Raw genomic sequence first — 15,852 nt, 5'->3', positions numbered from 1 at the left:
CTATCCCAAAAAATGTTTGGGCTACAAGTCACCGAGAGAATTTCTTATAGGTGGCTAACTCGGAATTGAAATTTGCCCTACTTCATTTAAATCATCAAAACTCAGTACCTTAACAGTATAATCTTCTTTGTTTACGATTGAAGTATAGAGATATTTCAAGTTTGTTTCATTTTCAGGATCATAGAATAAATAGGCTCCCTCCGTATGGTCCAACAAGAACTGGTTAATCAGCTTAAATTGCCCAGGATTTTCATAGCGAACATAGAGGTATTTAACAAAATCCACCTGCTTAAATCGGGCTAGCTTGACTTGGTTAGCTTCGTTCCAATTCTCTCCATGGCTTTCAAAGGAAAAAATGGTAGCCATCTGAAAGTCATAGCCTTCCTGCCTCAAATCCAACAAAACTTCCAAACACCAATACTCAAAACCCAGATTTCCAGTCAGAATAAACCACTCTACCCCATCATTTTCTAAAAACTTGATCAGGTCTCTGCGAATAGCCTCTTTGATGATGACTAATTTTGTATCCTTATCTGAAAAAATTCCCAAATCAGTATGACGATAGCCTGTTACTAAAAGGCTCTTGATGTGCATTTCTTGTACTCTTTTCCCTAATTATGGTATAATATGCTGATATTATTTTATCAGTAAGGAGTTCTATGGTCAATTATCCTCATCAGATAAATAGGAAAATCACTAGAACAAAAAAAGATTCTGCAAAGGAAACGGTTAATTTTGCCAATCGTGGGATGTCCTTTGAAGCTGCTATCAATGAGAGCAATGCTTACTACCTTTCACATGGAATTGCGGTCATTCATAAGAAACCAACACCTGTCCAGATTGTCAAGGTAGACTACCCAAAACGAAGTCGGGCCAAAATTGTCGAAGCTTATTTCAGACAGGCCTCAACAACGGACTATTCCGGCGTTTTCAAGGGACATTACATTGACTTTGAAGCCAAGGAAACCCGTCAGAAGACCTCCATGCCCATGAAAAACTTTCATGCCCACCAGTTGGAACATATGCAGGAAGTTGTCAAGCAAGGCGGTATCTGCTTTGTCCTTCTACACTTTTCAGAATTAAAAGAATCTTACTTACTCCCGGCAAAAGAGCTGATAGATTACTATCAAGCTGTTCAGGGCAATAAATCCATGCCCTTGCACTATGTTCGCGAGCATGGCTATGCCTTTCAGTTAGGGACCCATCCCAGCGTCCCCTATCTGACCATTGTCGAAGAAAAACTATTAGGTGGTGACTCAGTTGAAAAATCCAACCCTTAAGAAAGCACTCTTGCTTATCACAAACGTCGGAATTATCGCATTCTTAACAACGGTAATTATCGGTGGTCTTGTGACCCTATTCTTTATCTTTACAGCTCCTAAACTGACAGAAGACTCTCTTACTGCGACCGTGTCGAGTAAGATTTATGACAAGGACGGGGCTCTAATTGCAGACTTGGGGGCAGAAAAACGTTCCAATGCTACTACTGCTGAAATTCCGACCGACTTGGTCAACGCTATCGTAGCCATTGAAGACCAGCGTTACTTCAACCACCGCGGTGTAGACGTCATTCGTATCGCTGGCTCCTTCCTCAATAATCTACGAGGAGGACGTCTTCAAGGGGGGTCGACACTGGATCAGCAGTTGATTAAGTTGACCTACTTCTCAACATCTGCCCAGGACCAAAATATTAAGCGGAAAATCCAAGAAGCCTGGATGGCTCTACAGTTGGAAAGACGAAATACCAAGCAGGAAATTTTGACGTACTACATCAATAAAGTGTATATGTCAAACGGAAACTATGGTATGAAGACGGCTGCCAAGACCTTCTACGGAAAAGAACTCAATCAATTGACCCTTCCTCAATTGGCTCTACTGGCAGGTATGCCCCAGGCTCCTAACCAATACGACCCCTACACTCAGCCAGAAACTGCAAAAGCACGTCGGGACTTGGTTCTAGGAGAAATGTTAGAAGAAAAATACATTACGGCTGAACAGCACGAGCAGGCAGTCCTATCACCGGTGACAGACGGTCTCCAGCCCCTGTCAAATGCACCCGCCTATCCAGCCTACATGGACAACTACCTGAAAGAGGTTATCAATGAAGTCGAAGAAAAAACCGGCTACAATCTCTTAACCACAGGTATGGAGGTCTACACCAACGTTGACTCAGCTGCCCAACAACAGCTCTGGAATATCTATAACACAGACATGTACGTGGCCTATCCAGATCCAACCTTCCAGGTAGCTTCAACTGTTATCGATGTTACCAACGGACACGTCGTTGCCCAGCTCGGCGGGCGTAATCAAAACAGTAATTCTTCATTCGGTACCAACCAAGCCGTTGAAACCAACCGCGACTTTGGTTCTACTATGAAGCCAATTACAGACTACGCACCTGCTATTGAAGAGGGTATTTATAAATCGACTGCTGACACTATATTGGATGCGCCTTATAATTATCCCGGCACTACCACTCCAGTCAATAACTGGGATAATGCTTACTTCGGCAATGTGACCCTCAAAACAGCCATCCAATCTTCTCGTAATACCACTGCCATCAAGGCACTACAGGCTGTTGGTTTTGAAAATTCATTAAAATTCTTGAACAAGCTCGGTATCGACTACCCAGAAATGTTCTATTCTAATGCTATTTCCAGCAACACATCCAATCCTGATAAAAAATACGGTGCTAGTAGTGAAAAAATGGCCGCAGCCTTTGCTGCCTTTGCTAACGGTGGTACCTACTACAAACCACAGTATGTCAACAAGATTGTCTACACCGACGGAACAACTACTGAGTTTGAACCTGAAGGCAGTCGTGCAATGAGCCCTGAAACAGCCTACATGATGGTCGATATGTTGAAGAGCGTATTGACATCTGGCCCAGGTACTAATGCTGCCATCTATGGCATTCCTCAAGCTGGTAAAACCGGTACTTCCAACTACCCAGACGATGAGATGAAGGAAATCATTGCCTCTACTCCTGGAGCAAGTTATAGTAGTATAGTTGTTCCTGACGAGAACTTCGTTGGCTTCTCTACTAAATACTCTATGGCTGTCTGGACAGGATACAGCAATCGTAAGATTCCAGTATTGGATAGTGGCATGCGTGTCGCAACCGATGTCTATCGGAATATGATGACTTATCTAAATCCTGTTGGAACTGCAGATTGGGAAATACCTGACGGTCTCTACCGTTATGGAAACAACGTCTACATAAACGGCTATACTGGTCCAGTTTATAACTACTATAGCTATAGCAGGACAACCAGTGAGACGAGCGAAGAGTCCTCAACGGAACCTACAACTAGTGAGGATACGAGTACTGAAAATTCTAGCGATGCTCAATCAACAGAAACTGGTTCCGAAACAGGCAATTCTTCTGAACAACTAACCACTCCATCTGCTGACTCACAAGGTCAGTAAGACTCAACCTTGAAAGGCAACTATCGCCTTCCAAGGTTTTTCTTTTGTTGAAAATTATGATAAGATAGGACTATGAAACCTGAAGTATTTTATAAGACCTTGGCAGACCAAGGAATTCAATTAACAGAACAGCAGAAAAACCAATTCCACCGCTATTTTGAACTCCTAGTAGAATGGAACGAAAAAATCAACCTGACAGCTATTACCCAGGAAGAGGACGTTTATCTCAAGCACTTTTATGATTCTATTGCACCAATCCTGCAGGGTCATATTCAAAATCAAGCACTCAAACTCTTGGACATCGGGGCTGGTGCAGGTTTTCCTAGCCTGCCCATGAAAATTATCTATCCTGAACTGGAAGTGACCATCATTGACTCCCTCAACAAACGAATCAATTTCCTGAACCTTCTGGCTGAGGAGCTGGGATTGGACAAGGTCCATTTCTACCATGGACGAGCAGAGGATTTTGCCCAGGACAAGCAATTCCGTGCCCAATTTGATATCGTGACCGCTCGCGCAGTAGCCCGCATGCAAATCCTATCAGAATTGACCATCCCCTATCTCAAGATCAATGGCAAGCTGATTGCCCTCAAAGCATCCAGTGCCGAGGACGAATTGGCCCAGGCCAAAAATGCTCTCAACCTCTTGTTCGCAAAGGTCTTGGAGAATCATGATTATGAGCTGCCCAATGGCGACCCGCGTACCCTGACCATTGTCGAAAAGAAAAAGGAAACCCCGAACAAGTTTCCACGCAAGGCAGGCATGCCCAATAAACGACCACTTTAAGAACCGGTATTCACAGCTCGGTGCCTGAGTACTTATCTACATGTACCTTACTTGTGAATATAATTTTAAAAACGAGTTTCGCAATCGAAACTCGTTTTTTCTTATCTTATGCCCAAGGGTTGTAAAACCTACCATCATTGATAAAGAATAGGCTAATCGTTACTAGAACCAGTAGAGCGATGATGAATAGGACCAGATAGTCCATTTTTTTCAGGGGCTGGTAGGTATACCAGGTCCGCTTTTTATTTTTTCCGAAACGGCGCAATTCCATGGCAGTTGAAATGGTATCAATCCGGCCAAGTGAGCTGAAAATCAAAGGGATAACCAAGGCCAGATTGCCCTTGATCCGGTCCATCAATTTGGCTTTCTTGGACAATTCCAGTCCACGCGCCTCTTGAGACATGCGAATGGCATAAAATTCTTCCTGAATATCTGGTATGTAGCGCATGGTCAGACTGACAGCGTAGGCAACCTTATAGGGCACCCCGATTGTATTCAAGCTGGAGGCAAATTGACTAGGGTGGGTTGTCATCAAAAAGATAATGGCCAGAGGAACTGTACAAAAGTACTTGAGCAATAAATTCAGCAAGTAAAACAATTGCTGGCTAGTCACGGAGTATTGCCCCAAACCTTTGAAAAGGACAGTCTCCGCCCCATAGAGTTCTACCCCATACTTAGGCGCAAAGACATACACCATGGTCGCATTCAGGAGGGCAAAAATGGTCGTGAAAATCAGAACGAAAGACACCTTCCTGTAATCAATGCCCGATAGCTTGAAAAGACTGAGGGAAAAGAGGGCGATGAAAATAATCAGACGCGTATCGTAGGTAATCATGGCCAAGATGGACACAATCAAGAAAAAGAGGAGCTTGCTGACAGCAGATAGTTCATAAATAAAGCCCCGTCCCTGCTGGTAGCCGATAAGTGCTTGCTGGCTCATAGCTTTCTCCTTTCTTCCTGCATGTAGTAGTTGGTCAAGGCCAGAGGGTCCACTCCCATTCTCTGAGCCAAATGGAAAATAGAGGTCTCTTTCAAATTAGCCTGGTCAATGATAGCGGCATCCGAAAGGATTTCCGCTGGAGACTGGTCCGCAATAATCTGACCATCCACCACAACCAGGGCCCGGTCCGAATAATCCAGCATCAGCTGCATATCGTGGGTAATCATGACAATGGTATGACCTTGTCGATTGAGCTCGTCTAAGAAATCCATCATCTCACGGTAATGACGCTCATCCTGCCCAGCTGTTGGCTCATCCAGCAGAATAATTTCCGGCTCCAGCACCAAAATGGAGGCAATGGTCACCCGCTTCTTCTGACCGTAGGATAGGGCTGAAATCGGCCACTTACGGAATGAATAGAGACCACAAACTTCCAGAGCCTTGTGCACCCGCTTTTCGAGTTCTTCTTGACCCACTCCACGCATTCTCAAACCGAGAGCCACTTCATCAAAAATCATGGTCTGGCTGATCATCTGATTGGGATTTTGCAGGACATAGCCAATCCGCTCGGCCCGTTCTTTGACCGAATCGTCCTTGATGGATTGCCCCTGCCAGATAAAGTCTCCTTCCACATCCAGAAAACCACAGAGAGCCTTGGCTAGGGTCGATTTTCCGGCTCCATTTTTCCCGACGATAGCCAGACGTTCCCCCTTATAGAGGGTGAAATGGATGTCCTTGAGGGCCTGTTTCTGCGGATAGGAGAAGTTCAGTTTTTTTACCTCTAGCAAGCTCGGCTTGGCAAGGACCTCTTCTCGGTCTAAGAGCAAATCCACTGATTGAAGTCCTGTCAAATCAAGACCAGACAGGCTTGATAAAGAATTTGCCTGCTCCAGAGAGTAGCCCATAGCCCGTAGGGTTGCCAAATAGAGTGGCTCGCGGATGCCATTTTCCACCAAGAGCTTGGTCTGCAAGAGTTGATCCGGATAACCGTTGAATAGGATTTGTCCCGCATTGATGAGAACGATGCGGTCCACCTGTCTATAAAGAACATCTTCCAAGCGATGCTCGATGATAATGGTGGTCGCTCCCTCCTGCTGGTGCAGGCGATCAATCAAGTCAATGGTGTCCTGTCCAGACTTGGGATCCAGATTGGCCAGTGGTTCATCAAAGAGCAAAATCGGACTTTCATCAATCAGGACACCTGCCAGACTGACCCGTTGCTTCTGTCCACCAGACAGGTCCTGGGGACGGTGGTTGAGAAGCTGGTTTAATTCCAAACGATTGGACCAATCAGCCACTTTTTGCTGCATCAGTTCTTGACTTTCCATGTCATTTTCCAAGGCAAAGGCCAAATCCTCTGCCACAGACAGACCGATAAACTGACCGTCCGTATCCTGCAAAACAGTCGATACTAGCAGGGATTTTTCATAAATAGACAGGTCAAAAGCCTCCTGACCATCTATCAAGAGCTGGCCGCTATGACTACCTTGGTAAATATTGGGAATAATGCCGTTAAGACATTGACCCAGTGTTGACTTACCAGAGCCCGAAGGTCCAACAATCAAGACTTTCTCACCTTTATATATACTTAAGTTGATATCCCTCAGTGTCGGCTCCTGCTGGGCCTTGTATTGAAAGCTAAAATCCTTGAATTCAATGAGTTTTTCCATAGTACCTATTATACCAAAAAGATGATTGAAAATCGGCTAGAATTACTAAAAACTTCTGAATGTTCTAATTTTTTAACAACTTAGGGATAAAAATAAGGGAATAATTTTATTTTCCCTTACCAGAATGTAGACAGACTATACTTTGGAAAAATAAACTGAGTAGCTCTGCTAGAAAAATTAAAAAATTAGTCTCATTTTGCGAGCGAAGCGGGCCTACACCGAGACTTTCCGCTGTAATGAAAATGCTTGAGACGTTGTCGTCTCAAGCATTCGGAGCTGTTGAGACCTTAGGCTCAATGGCTAGGTATGGAATTCCGTAGGTAGCTCAAACAGTCAGAGAGACTGTTTGAGGAGTAAACCCAGAAACAAGAAAGTTTACTACCGTCCGACATCACCTCAGGAAAGTCCTAAAAGAGGCTTTGTCTACAAACTCATAAGGGAATTTGAGGTTCCCTTACACATCTACTTATTTTGATAGTTGTAAAACCTTTGCTACTGCTTCATCCTCTTTCATTACTTTCATGAAACGAGCCAGATTTGGGTATTCTGTCCACGGTTTTGGTGTTTTGACCGACCAAGTCGCCATAACAAAGGCATAGGGGTCGGCAACAGTACGTTGGTTGCGATACACATGGTCTGTATCGCCAATTAAGCCATCAAGGAAGGTCATGGCACGGTCAACCCGTTGATAGGCTGCTTGGACAACAGCGTCAAGTTCATCTGCTTTTTTAGAAACCGTGTAGCGGTTGGGACTAAAAATCGGCCAGAAGGATGGATGAAAATCTCCTGTCAAGAAGGCCATAATTTCATTAAATTCTGTCTGAGCTTGCAGGTCTGCATCTGGTCCCAACTGACTTTCTGGACTGCTTACAGCAATATAATTCAAAACAGCATTGGCCTGAGTCACAATCTTATAATCTGGTACGTCCAAGGCCGGCACCATTCCCAAAGGATTGACTTTCAGATACTCTTCCGAACCCAGCTTAACTCGCTCAACCTCATAATCTAAACCGGACCACTCCAAGGAAATCCAACAGGCAAGAGCACAAGTACCCGGTGCATAATACAGTTTCATAAACATTCCTACTTCTTCGCTTAGCTAAGTAGTATTCTAGCTCTATTATGGCACTTCTATTTGAGAAAATCTCTCCAGAAATTATTTTCCATTCTCTTCAGCCAAAAAAGAATCATTGATTGGGTTCTGACGAATGAGAGGCGCACGCTTGATGTCCTCTATGGTTTGAGTACCAGCAAGTTGCAGGACAATCTTGACTTCTTTGTTCAAATGTTCGATAACACTTTGTGTTCCTTGAGCACCGCCTAGCGCAAGACCATAGACAATGGGACGACCGAGCGCCACAATATCGGCACCGTTAGCCAAGACTTTAAAGACATGAGACCCACGGCGAACACCGCTATCAAATACGATTGGCACACGTTTATTGACCCTATCGGCGATGGCGCGCAAGACATCAAAGGAAGCAGGACCGCCGTTTAATTGGCGACCACCATGATTGGAGACCCAAATACCTGCTGCGCCAGCTTGGATAGCAATTTCAGCAAGATAAGACCTGGCATAGACATCCCTCCGTCCCTTGAAGAGAGAAAAATAGAGCTCCAGTTTCTCAGCGGTAGTCAACCTACTTTTTACTCGCTCAAAGTAGGTTGCCAAATGCTGATCGCTGATGAGAAAATGCTCTTGAGTCCCCTGATATTGCAGCAGATTCAAGAATTTTTCGCTAGCATAATAAGGAAAACGAGCAAGATGCCTAGCCACCCTTCCCCTTGATTTTTCAATGTAGAAAGACATAGGGACCTCCTAATTTTAAAACTGCTATCAAACCCACTTCACTCTTTCAGCTGACATTTCAAGTACTCAATAGCATCTTCTGTCAAGCGTCTAGGTCCACGTACCGCCTTGACTCCCAAGTCCATCATGCGCGCTCTTGGCAAAACATCATCCGACAACTGTGCGATCAATTCTACCTGCATGAGTTTCTTTTCTGTCGGAATATCTGATTCCCCGTGATTTTCTAGGTTCGCCCCCAAGACACGGCAGACATAGCGAATGGCCTGTACCGGCGCTGTAACATAGATGGCTACGATGTCCCCAGCTTGAATGGTTGATTTTTGTGGCCAATAGACTACCTTATTTGCCGTAAACTCGCTATCAATATCATAGACCTTTGGATTGACTGGAATGACCCAGTAATCAGGCCCTTGCGCCGCCTTGTAGGATTTCGGTCCCACCAAATAACGGCTTTTCTCAAGGAGGGCAAACACCGTCTGATCCTCCACAGTCTCATCTAACAGAACAGATACCCAAGACTTCTTCGACATATGGTAGGCAGGGAAGATGCCTGACTGACTCAGCAGCTCTGCTATTTCCCGACCGTCAACCCTGAGATTGACAATCTCCACTTCTTCTTGAGAACCGCTCCCATCCAGCTTGTCCCTCGGAATCTGACTGACCAGGGCATACCACTTATTATTGGAGGGATGGCGAAAAGCCCCATAGGTCGGCAACTTGGCAAAGGGATAGTCAGGAAGGTCACCCCACTGCTCCTTGATGAGCTGGGCTAGACGGTTGCTTTGGCCTTTGGTAAATGGCAGAGCGACACAACAGGTTTCCTCTACCCGAGCCAAAATGGACTGGTAGCTTTCTCTCACCTGCCCCACAAAAGCCCCAGCTGGCGCAGTCACCAGATGGGCAGTATAGACCTCCTCCATCTCACAATCCCAAACATAGGACGACCACTGACCAGCCTCATCAACCTCCACTACCGCCTCAAACTGCCCCTCCATGAAGACCTCACGGTAGATGTAACGATTGTCGGCGAGGATAAAACCGAAAGGAATGAGAGAGGGGAGGTTAGCTTTATACTTATTATTCATGAATAAACTTCCTTAATTTCTCCTTCTAACCCAGCCAATCGCATCTGCTGGTGGATTTTCCGTATCAATCCAGATAAATTCAATACCGATTTCACCATTTTTGAATTTGGTTAATCGAATACCATTTATTTCCAGAGATTCTAATTTTTTCCCTGTCAGTACTTCACGCTCAGCCAGTTGGAAAACACCTCTCAGCAACCATTCCCCAAGAATATCTTGCCTATCCACCGACTGAATAGCTTTGCCTGATTCTTGGTTGATATAGGCTTCTATCGCATCGCCCGAAGATAGAAATCGGAGTGTGAAAGTTCGTTCTTCTTTTGACAAGGCCAGCTTCTTCCCTGTTTCATCAAATGTCCCAACATTGTGACCAAAAAAGTCTGGTCGAGCATCATGAAACTTTTTAGAATCAGGCAGGGGAATATAAACCTCGCTGACAGGACGATAAACCAATTTCTCCAGTTTTTCAGATAGCTTTTCAACTCCCGATTCATTAGCAAAATTCATCAAGTCCGAGCGAATTTTCTTCATCTCAGCTTTTTCTTCTTTACTAGTCCACTTTTTCAACAAAATTTCTTCCAAGGAATAAGTCACAAATGCCAGTTCTTCCGAAGCAAGCTGACCCGAAAATTCATCTTGGATTTTCTGGATACGTGCCAACCTATCCTTTTTAGCTAACTTAGCACCACCATTGAAAGCGTTGAAGCCTGAATTTTCTTCTACCTGACCGTTTTTATCTGTGATAACCCATGAAACTGTATCGAGAATTTGCTCTTCTTTCTCGTCCGCTGACAAAGTATGTAGATTTTCAAAAATATAGAAAGGATCTTCCACATAGTCCACATCCCAGGTATCCACTACTATCTCTTTGTTATGGAAGGTCATGTGAAGCTGGCTATCTGCTGCAGTGTATTTGTAATCGTGCTGACCGTCTGTAAAAGCAAAATTTGTCGGAGTTTTTAGACTGGTCGCTCCCTTGATTTGTAAATTTTCCACATCAATCGGAAGGTAACTGGTTTCCCCTACAAAGATTTGTGGTTTGGCTCCTTTTGCCGTCGGCATCAAGACATGGTAAACAGACTCCACTGTTGAGTCCGATGCAAAACCACGAATTTGAGCCTTAGAAGATTCGATTCGTTGATTACGTAGCAAGGAAATTTCCTTAGCCAATTTCAAGTAAAGTTCCTGATTATTTTTATCAGCAGTTGCTTTATCAGGAGCAATCATAGCATTAAACTTGATTTCTTGTAAAATTTCTGTCCAGCCCTGCGAATCTTTCTTGAACTGGGCTACTTTTTGGTCACCTGACTGAATGCCGAAAGACTTGATGCCGACTAGATATTTATGCCGATTGTCCACCATAACCGAGGCATCAAAAGAAGTGTTGGCAATGTCTTCACCAACTGCATGAAAGGCTCTCTGAAAGACTGTTTCTTGGAATTTGGAATTAATAATCGGAGCCACGTAATTAAAGGTTTCATTTTCTTCATCCGATTCTGACTTCTGCGAAAAAGCCTCACTCAAACTAGCAAAGTTAGTAATCAATGTCCGATACTTTTCCTTCTGCTCTACTTTCAATTTTTCCCACATAGACTCTACCTCATTTTTCTAATCATAGTATAGCAAAAGAAGACTAGTTTGCACTAGCCCCCTATTTAATTATTCGTAATGGCGATACTATAAAATTCCAAGTGACCACCTTTTTTGACCAAGCGTAAATAGTCTTCATCTGACAAAATTCCTAAACCATCATTATAACTGTCTAACTTGGCAATCGCTTCATCATAGGTTGCAACGAAGTCTTTCACATAAGACTGCCCTTCAAACTGACCATTTATCTTGGTATAGATGATGGCGACATTTCCTGTTCGCTCCAACTGTGACGGGCCAGAGGACGTTTTCAAGGCTTCGGCAATCTTATCCGCAATCCGCTTGATAACTGGTACGACAACGCTGTTGCCAGCCTGTTTGTAGAGCTGCCCGTTAGAAACACCTTCTGGAATTTTGAAGGTCTTTGGATAGCCTTGAACGTTAAAGGTTTCTTTTGGCGTTAGCTTACGAATTTCTCCTGTGTCTGTCAAGATGAGGGGGACATTATGCCCACCTGTTCCCATGTTAGCTGTCAGGGTTGGTACAACACCATTTTTATTTTCCCTGACATACTGCCGTCGCCACTGGTAAACCGTATCTTGACTGGTAACAGCCTCTTTCAACTGGTCAAAGAAGGGCTGTTTCCCTTGACGATAATAGTAATTCTCCTCTGGTTTTGCCCCAAAATCAATAACATCTTGAAGTCCTGTGGTCAGCTTGATTTCCTCTGGAAACTCGAATTTATCGTAGGCTTCCTTGTTATCAAAACCTACAATGTAGATCCGCTCGCGGTTTTGCGGGATATTGCCATAGTCCTTTCCGTTCAAGACCTTCCACTTGATAAAGTAGTTGTTCTCGGTCAAGGCTTCACGGATAACCTTGAAAGTGTTCCCGTGGTCGTGCGAAACCATGTTCTTCACGTTCTCAACAAAAATCGCCTTGGGTCTCTTGGCTTCAATCATACGAAGCAACTCAAAGAAAAGGTCTCCACGGTCATCTTCAAAGCCCTTGCGGTAGCCTGCAATACTAAAGGCCTGACAAGGAAAGCCTCCGACAATCACATCGACTGTTTCCGAAGGGATTTCCTCTGGCAATACGGCGTGAATATCACGCCCGTCCAGATAAGTATCTGGGTAATTCAACTGATAAGTCTGTCTGGCGTACTTATCAAACTCGTTGGCATACACCACTCTGAACTCGTTGGTCTGTTCAAAGCCCAACTCAATTCCACCAACACCAGAGAAGAACGCTGCAATGGCAAACTTCCCCTGTTGGCGTGAACTTACAGAATTTGTCATGTTAGCTCCTTAAAAATTATTTTCAATTTATCTAGTATATCATAAATTTATATCATTTCAATAGACTCCAATTCTGCTACATGCACATAATAATTATCTGCATCCATAGAGATTTTGCCATTTAATAAATCATTTTGATAGATAATATATTTATATTTAATTATTTGATTAACAAAATCGGTATTTGATAGTACCCCACTAATTTCTGCTAAAATTTGTTTTTCAAAGATTATTTTTTCCAATTCCTCCTTATAAAACAATGAATTATTTTGGTCTGGAATATCTACTTTAGTTCTTACCAAAATGAAATAATCATACTGGCTTTGTTTTTCATGAGATAAATTCGGTATATACTGCCCGTTATTACTCCAGTCCTTTGTTTCTAACAATAACAATTGACCAAAATGCTTAGTTGCTTTTATAGAAATTGGAATATTATCTACCAAAAGATCTGCACTGTCCCAATCACCTACACCCATGATGGACAGGTCGATCTGACTCACCACTCTACCCTGACTAGTAAAATAATCACTTACGACAAACTCCGCAATTTTACCCCTAAATGTATTAACGAAAATTTCATAAGATGATCTATGATGACTTCCACCTGAACGCTTATTTCTATGAAAACCATCTCCAAATGCCATCCTATAACTAAATTCAAATGCATCCCTTATATATTCTTGTTTTACAGGTTCCCCTTGAAACGCCTTAGTTTTTTGTATGTTTTTTATTTTGCCTTTTTCCATTCTAGTTCTATACATCATCTTTTTCCTCTTTAATAATACAATTACTCAAAATCTTAGGCACGTCAGTCACGTTTTGAAACCTCATAAACCAAATCATATAGACTCCAACAAATAAGCCTTAAAACCCAAATTCATAAAAAGCAGTCTCATTAGTTTGATGGGAATCTTCTCAAACATAATCAAGAAGAAGCAAAGACTTAGTGGATAAATAGAATAGTTACCAAGATTCAATCTCTGCTAAAGTTTTACTATCATCAGCTAATCCAATCATTGCAATTACATGATTTTTGTCATAACTAAACATAATTGATATGAGTTTTCTAATAGCATCTCTAATTTCACGAGGGGAAATCTGGTTTATATCTATGTCATAAAACGATAAACCATGCGATAGGCTATTTATCACATCTAACATTCCTTGAAATTCCTCTTCTTTCTCTTCTGAAATATTATAAAATTTCATTAATTGAGTTATTGCAGATGAGGTTGCATACTCTAACCTATAATTACTTCTTGCATGTGATTCTAAAATCAGTCTTCCCATATTTGCAAATCTCACACAATTGTCAACTGTGCTAAGTTTACTATTACTTGTTTTAGCAAAATCATATATTGTTTTGAAATTAGCTCTGTAGTAATCACTAAAATTTTTACTCTCATAAGGTTCAACTTTTCGAATATTACTGTTTCCATGCTCATCTTTATAGATTAATGCTTTTAAAAGTGAGTTATTATTTAAACCAAAGCCAAAATTATGAAAATCAATTGAAGAATGAGTTAAAATAAATACCTGAGCATTCATTGATGTCAATTTTTTTATTATTATATTTATCAACTCTGTCAAAAAATACCTATTATCTGAGTCTAGGCTAGTAATAGGGTCATCAAAAATAACGTATTCAACATTATTTTTTAAACTTTTTCCAGGCTCTAAATATAAATCATAATAAAAATGTAAAAAACCTAATAAACGCCTCTCCCCTTCACTTAAATCTTTCGTACTAATAATTATTGAAGGGTCAGTTCTATGCTTTAACAAATAATGATTTCCATCAATTTGACATTTTATATTCATCCCAATAACTCTAAATTCATGATTGAGTAAGTCTGCAAATGGCTGTAAATTCCCTGCTGGCTCAACTTCCTGAATCCACTGTTTATTCTCTTCAATATATCGTTCATTAGCTCTTTGTTGTTCCTCATACTTTTGGAGTTGTTCACTAACTTCATCAATAGGATATCGCTCCAATATTTTTTGAGCGACCCAAGACTTTGCAACATTTTCAATTTCACCTAATAGAGCCTCTTGTTTAAATATCTCTTTATCAAGATTACCTATCTCCGCCTTTATATTACAAATTACTTTGTTATAATTTTCTTCAATTTCAAATGTATACGGTAAAACTAAAGAAGGATTTTCAATTTTTTCATCTATGTTATTGATAATTTCTGATATATTTGAGTTCAAAATCTCAAACCTATCATCAATTATATGCTTTGGTTGACTAAACAAGTCATTTTTTATTCCTTCAAGTAATATTTTATTTCTTTCTAAACTTTCAACTGCTTTAGAATATTGAGATTGTATTTTTTCTTGAATGCTATCATGAACTTTTTCATAATCAAAATGATTACCACAAAACTTACATTGGTTTATACCATCATTATGTAAATGTAACCCTTCCTTTAACCATTCAGATAAATTTTTTGTAATTTGAAAATCTGGCTTAATTATTTTCTGTGCGAATATATTTTGAATTTCAGTAAGAATAATATCTATTTTTCTACTCGTATCAAACGTAATTTCACTTTTTTCTTTTTTTAGATTGGTTAATTCCAACTCAATTGAATCACTAGAGCTTATTTTTGAAAAATCTGCATCAATAATATCATTTTCCCATGCTTTTAGAGCATCAATTGGATTTTTCTTTGCATTTCGCTTCTGATTAATGTGTCGTGTCATTCTAAAAAGTTCACGAGCTTCAGAAAGATTATAAGCCATAAATTCAAATACTTCATTTTTATAATCTTCAATCCGCTTATCTATGTTCTGATTATACTGAACTAAATTGAGGTTTGCATTCTTGATATTTCCAATTGCTTCTTCAATTCCAATTCTATTAGCACCAACTAATAGTTTGATTCCAGATAGTGAATCAACTGTATAAACATTATCTAATACGTAATCCGTATCAAATCTTTTTACTGACTCATGATTTTCTGAAATCCAGTTTGATAATGACGATTTACCACTCCCATTTGTTCCAAAAAAAATATTACATTTACGCAAGTTTTCATCAAACGAGAAATTATGAAATGACTTTTTAGAAATATTTGCCAATTTATCTATCATACACATTACCCTCTAATAACCAAGTTTTACTTCATTATAGCAAAAAACGTTAGCATTTGCTAACGTTTCAGACTGAAGACAAAGTCGTTAGAATTGTATTTCTAACGGCTTTTTCATATGTAAAGTAGTATAATAGAGTTAG

The 15,852-nt window shown here is 41.2% G+C and carries 12 protein-coding genes and 1 pseudogene; 3 read left to right on the top strand and 10 right to left on the bottom strand.

From position 1 onward, the window contains the following. Positions 1–54 precede the first annotated feature (54 nt). Positions 55–594: a DUF1273 domain-containing protein gene (locus ACHBHN_RS10395; protein ID WP_394734045.1), complete on the bottom strand. Its 540-nt coding sequence runs from the start codon at positions 592–594 to the stop codon at positions 55–57. A 65-nt stretch (positions 595–659) separates the two neighbouring features. Here ACHBHN_RS10395 and recU point away from each other — a divergent pair, with 65 nt between their 5' ends. The 3 genes from recU (at position 660) to rsmG (ending at position 4,215) form a co-directional block, all read left to right on the top strand. Continuing rightward, positions 660–1,280 carry a Holliday junction resolvase RecU gene (recU, locus tag ACHBHN_RS10390; protein WP_105111215.1) on the top strand — a complete coding sequence of 207 codons (621 nt, stop codon included), beginning with the start codon at positions 660–662 and terminating at the stop codon, positions 1,278–1,280. A gap of 31 nt (positions 1,281–1,311) precedes the next feature. After that, complete coding sequence (pbp1a, locus tag ACHBHN_RS10385) at positions 1,312–3,429, top strand: penicillin-binding protein PBP1A (RefSeq protein WP_394734047.1); 2,118 nt, start codon at positions 1,312–1,314, stop codon at positions 3,427–3,429. 72 nt (positions 3,430–3,501) lie between these two features. Next, the gene (gene rsmG / locus ACHBHN_RS10380) at positions 3,502–4,215 is read left to right on the top strand and encodes a 16S rRNA (guanine(527)-N(7))-methyltransferase RsmG (RefSeq protein ID WP_105137375.1); all 714 of its coding nucleotides are present in this window, start codon (positions 3,502–3,504) and stop codon (positions 4,213–4,215) included. Positions 4,216–4,321: 106 nt separating this feature from the next. Here rsmG and ACHBHN_RS10375 read toward each other — a convergent pair whose 3' ends face one another. The 9 genes and pseudogenes from ACHBHN_RS10375 to ACHBHN_RS10335 form a co-directional block, all read right to left on the bottom strand. Then, entirely contained in the window at positions 4,322–5,155 is an 834-nt protein-coding gene (locus ACHBHN_RS10375; RefSeq protein ID WP_172022714.1) for an energy-coupling factor transporter transmembrane component T, read from the bottom strand. Beyond that, positions 5,152–6,825 (bottom strand): ABC transporter ATP-binding protein, encoded by a 1,674-nt coding sequence (locus ACHBHN_RS10370; RefSeq protein ID WP_394734042.1) that lies wholly within the window; start codon positions 6,823–6,825, stop codon positions 5,152–5,154. Before ACHBHN_RS10370 ends, ACHBHN_RS10375 begins: the two co-directional genes overlap by 4 nt. A gap of 466 nt (positions 6,826–7,291) precedes the next feature. Then, positions 7,292–7,900 carry a glutathione S-transferase N-terminal domain-containing protein gene (locus ACHBHN_RS10365; protein WP_172009484.1) on the bottom strand — a complete coding sequence of 203 codons (609 nt, stop codon included), beginning with the start codon at positions 7,898–7,900 and terminating at the stop codon, positions 7,292–7,294. An 81-nt stretch (positions 7,901–7,981) separates the two neighbouring features. Continuing rightward, a pseudogene (locus ACHBHN_RS10360) lies at positions 7,982–8,386 on the bottom strand (alpha-hydroxy-acid oxidizing protein); the annotation flags it as partial. 287 nt (positions 8,387–8,673) lie between these two features. Further along, entirely contained in the window at positions 8,674–9,720 is a 1,047-nt protein-coding gene (locus tag ACHBHN_RS10355; protein WP_394734041.1) for an MmcQ/YjbR family DNA-binding protein, read from the bottom strand. A gap of 12 nt (positions 9,721–9,732) precedes the next feature. After that, entirely contained in the window at positions 9,733–11,310 is a 1,578-nt protein-coding gene (locus ACHBHN_RS10350) for a hypothetical protein (RefSeq protein ID WP_394734039.1), read from the bottom strand. Positions 11,311–11,375: 65 nt separating this feature from the next. Continuing rightward, complete coding sequence (locus ACHBHN_RS10345; RefSeq protein ID WP_394734038.1) at positions 11,376–12,608, bottom strand: DNA cytosine methyltransferase; 1,233 nt, start codon at positions 12,606–12,608, stop codon at positions 11,376–11,378. Between the two features lie 47 nt (positions 12,609–12,655). After that, positions 12,656–13,357, bottom strand: coding sequence for a hypothetical protein (locus ACHBHN_RS10340; protein WP_247915624.1), 702 nt, complete (start codon positions 13,355–13,357; stop codon positions 12,656–12,658). Between the two features lie 217 nt (positions 13,358–13,574). Further along, positions 13,575–15,710 (bottom strand): AAA family ATPase, encoded by a 2,136-nt coding sequence (locus ACHBHN_RS10335; RefSeq protein ID WP_394734036.1) that lies wholly within the window; start codon positions 15,708–15,710, stop codon positions 13,575–13,577. Between the last annotated feature and the right edge of the window lie 142 nt (positions 15,711–15,852).

Source organism: Streptococcus sp. A22, from assembly GCF_043674215.1.
GTDB lineage: Bacteria > Bacillota > Bacilli > Lactobacillales > Streptococcaceae > Streptococcus > Streptococcus suis_V.
Note: the sequence above shows the minus strand (reverse complement) of the source record. Positions and strands in the feature narration are given on the sequence as shown.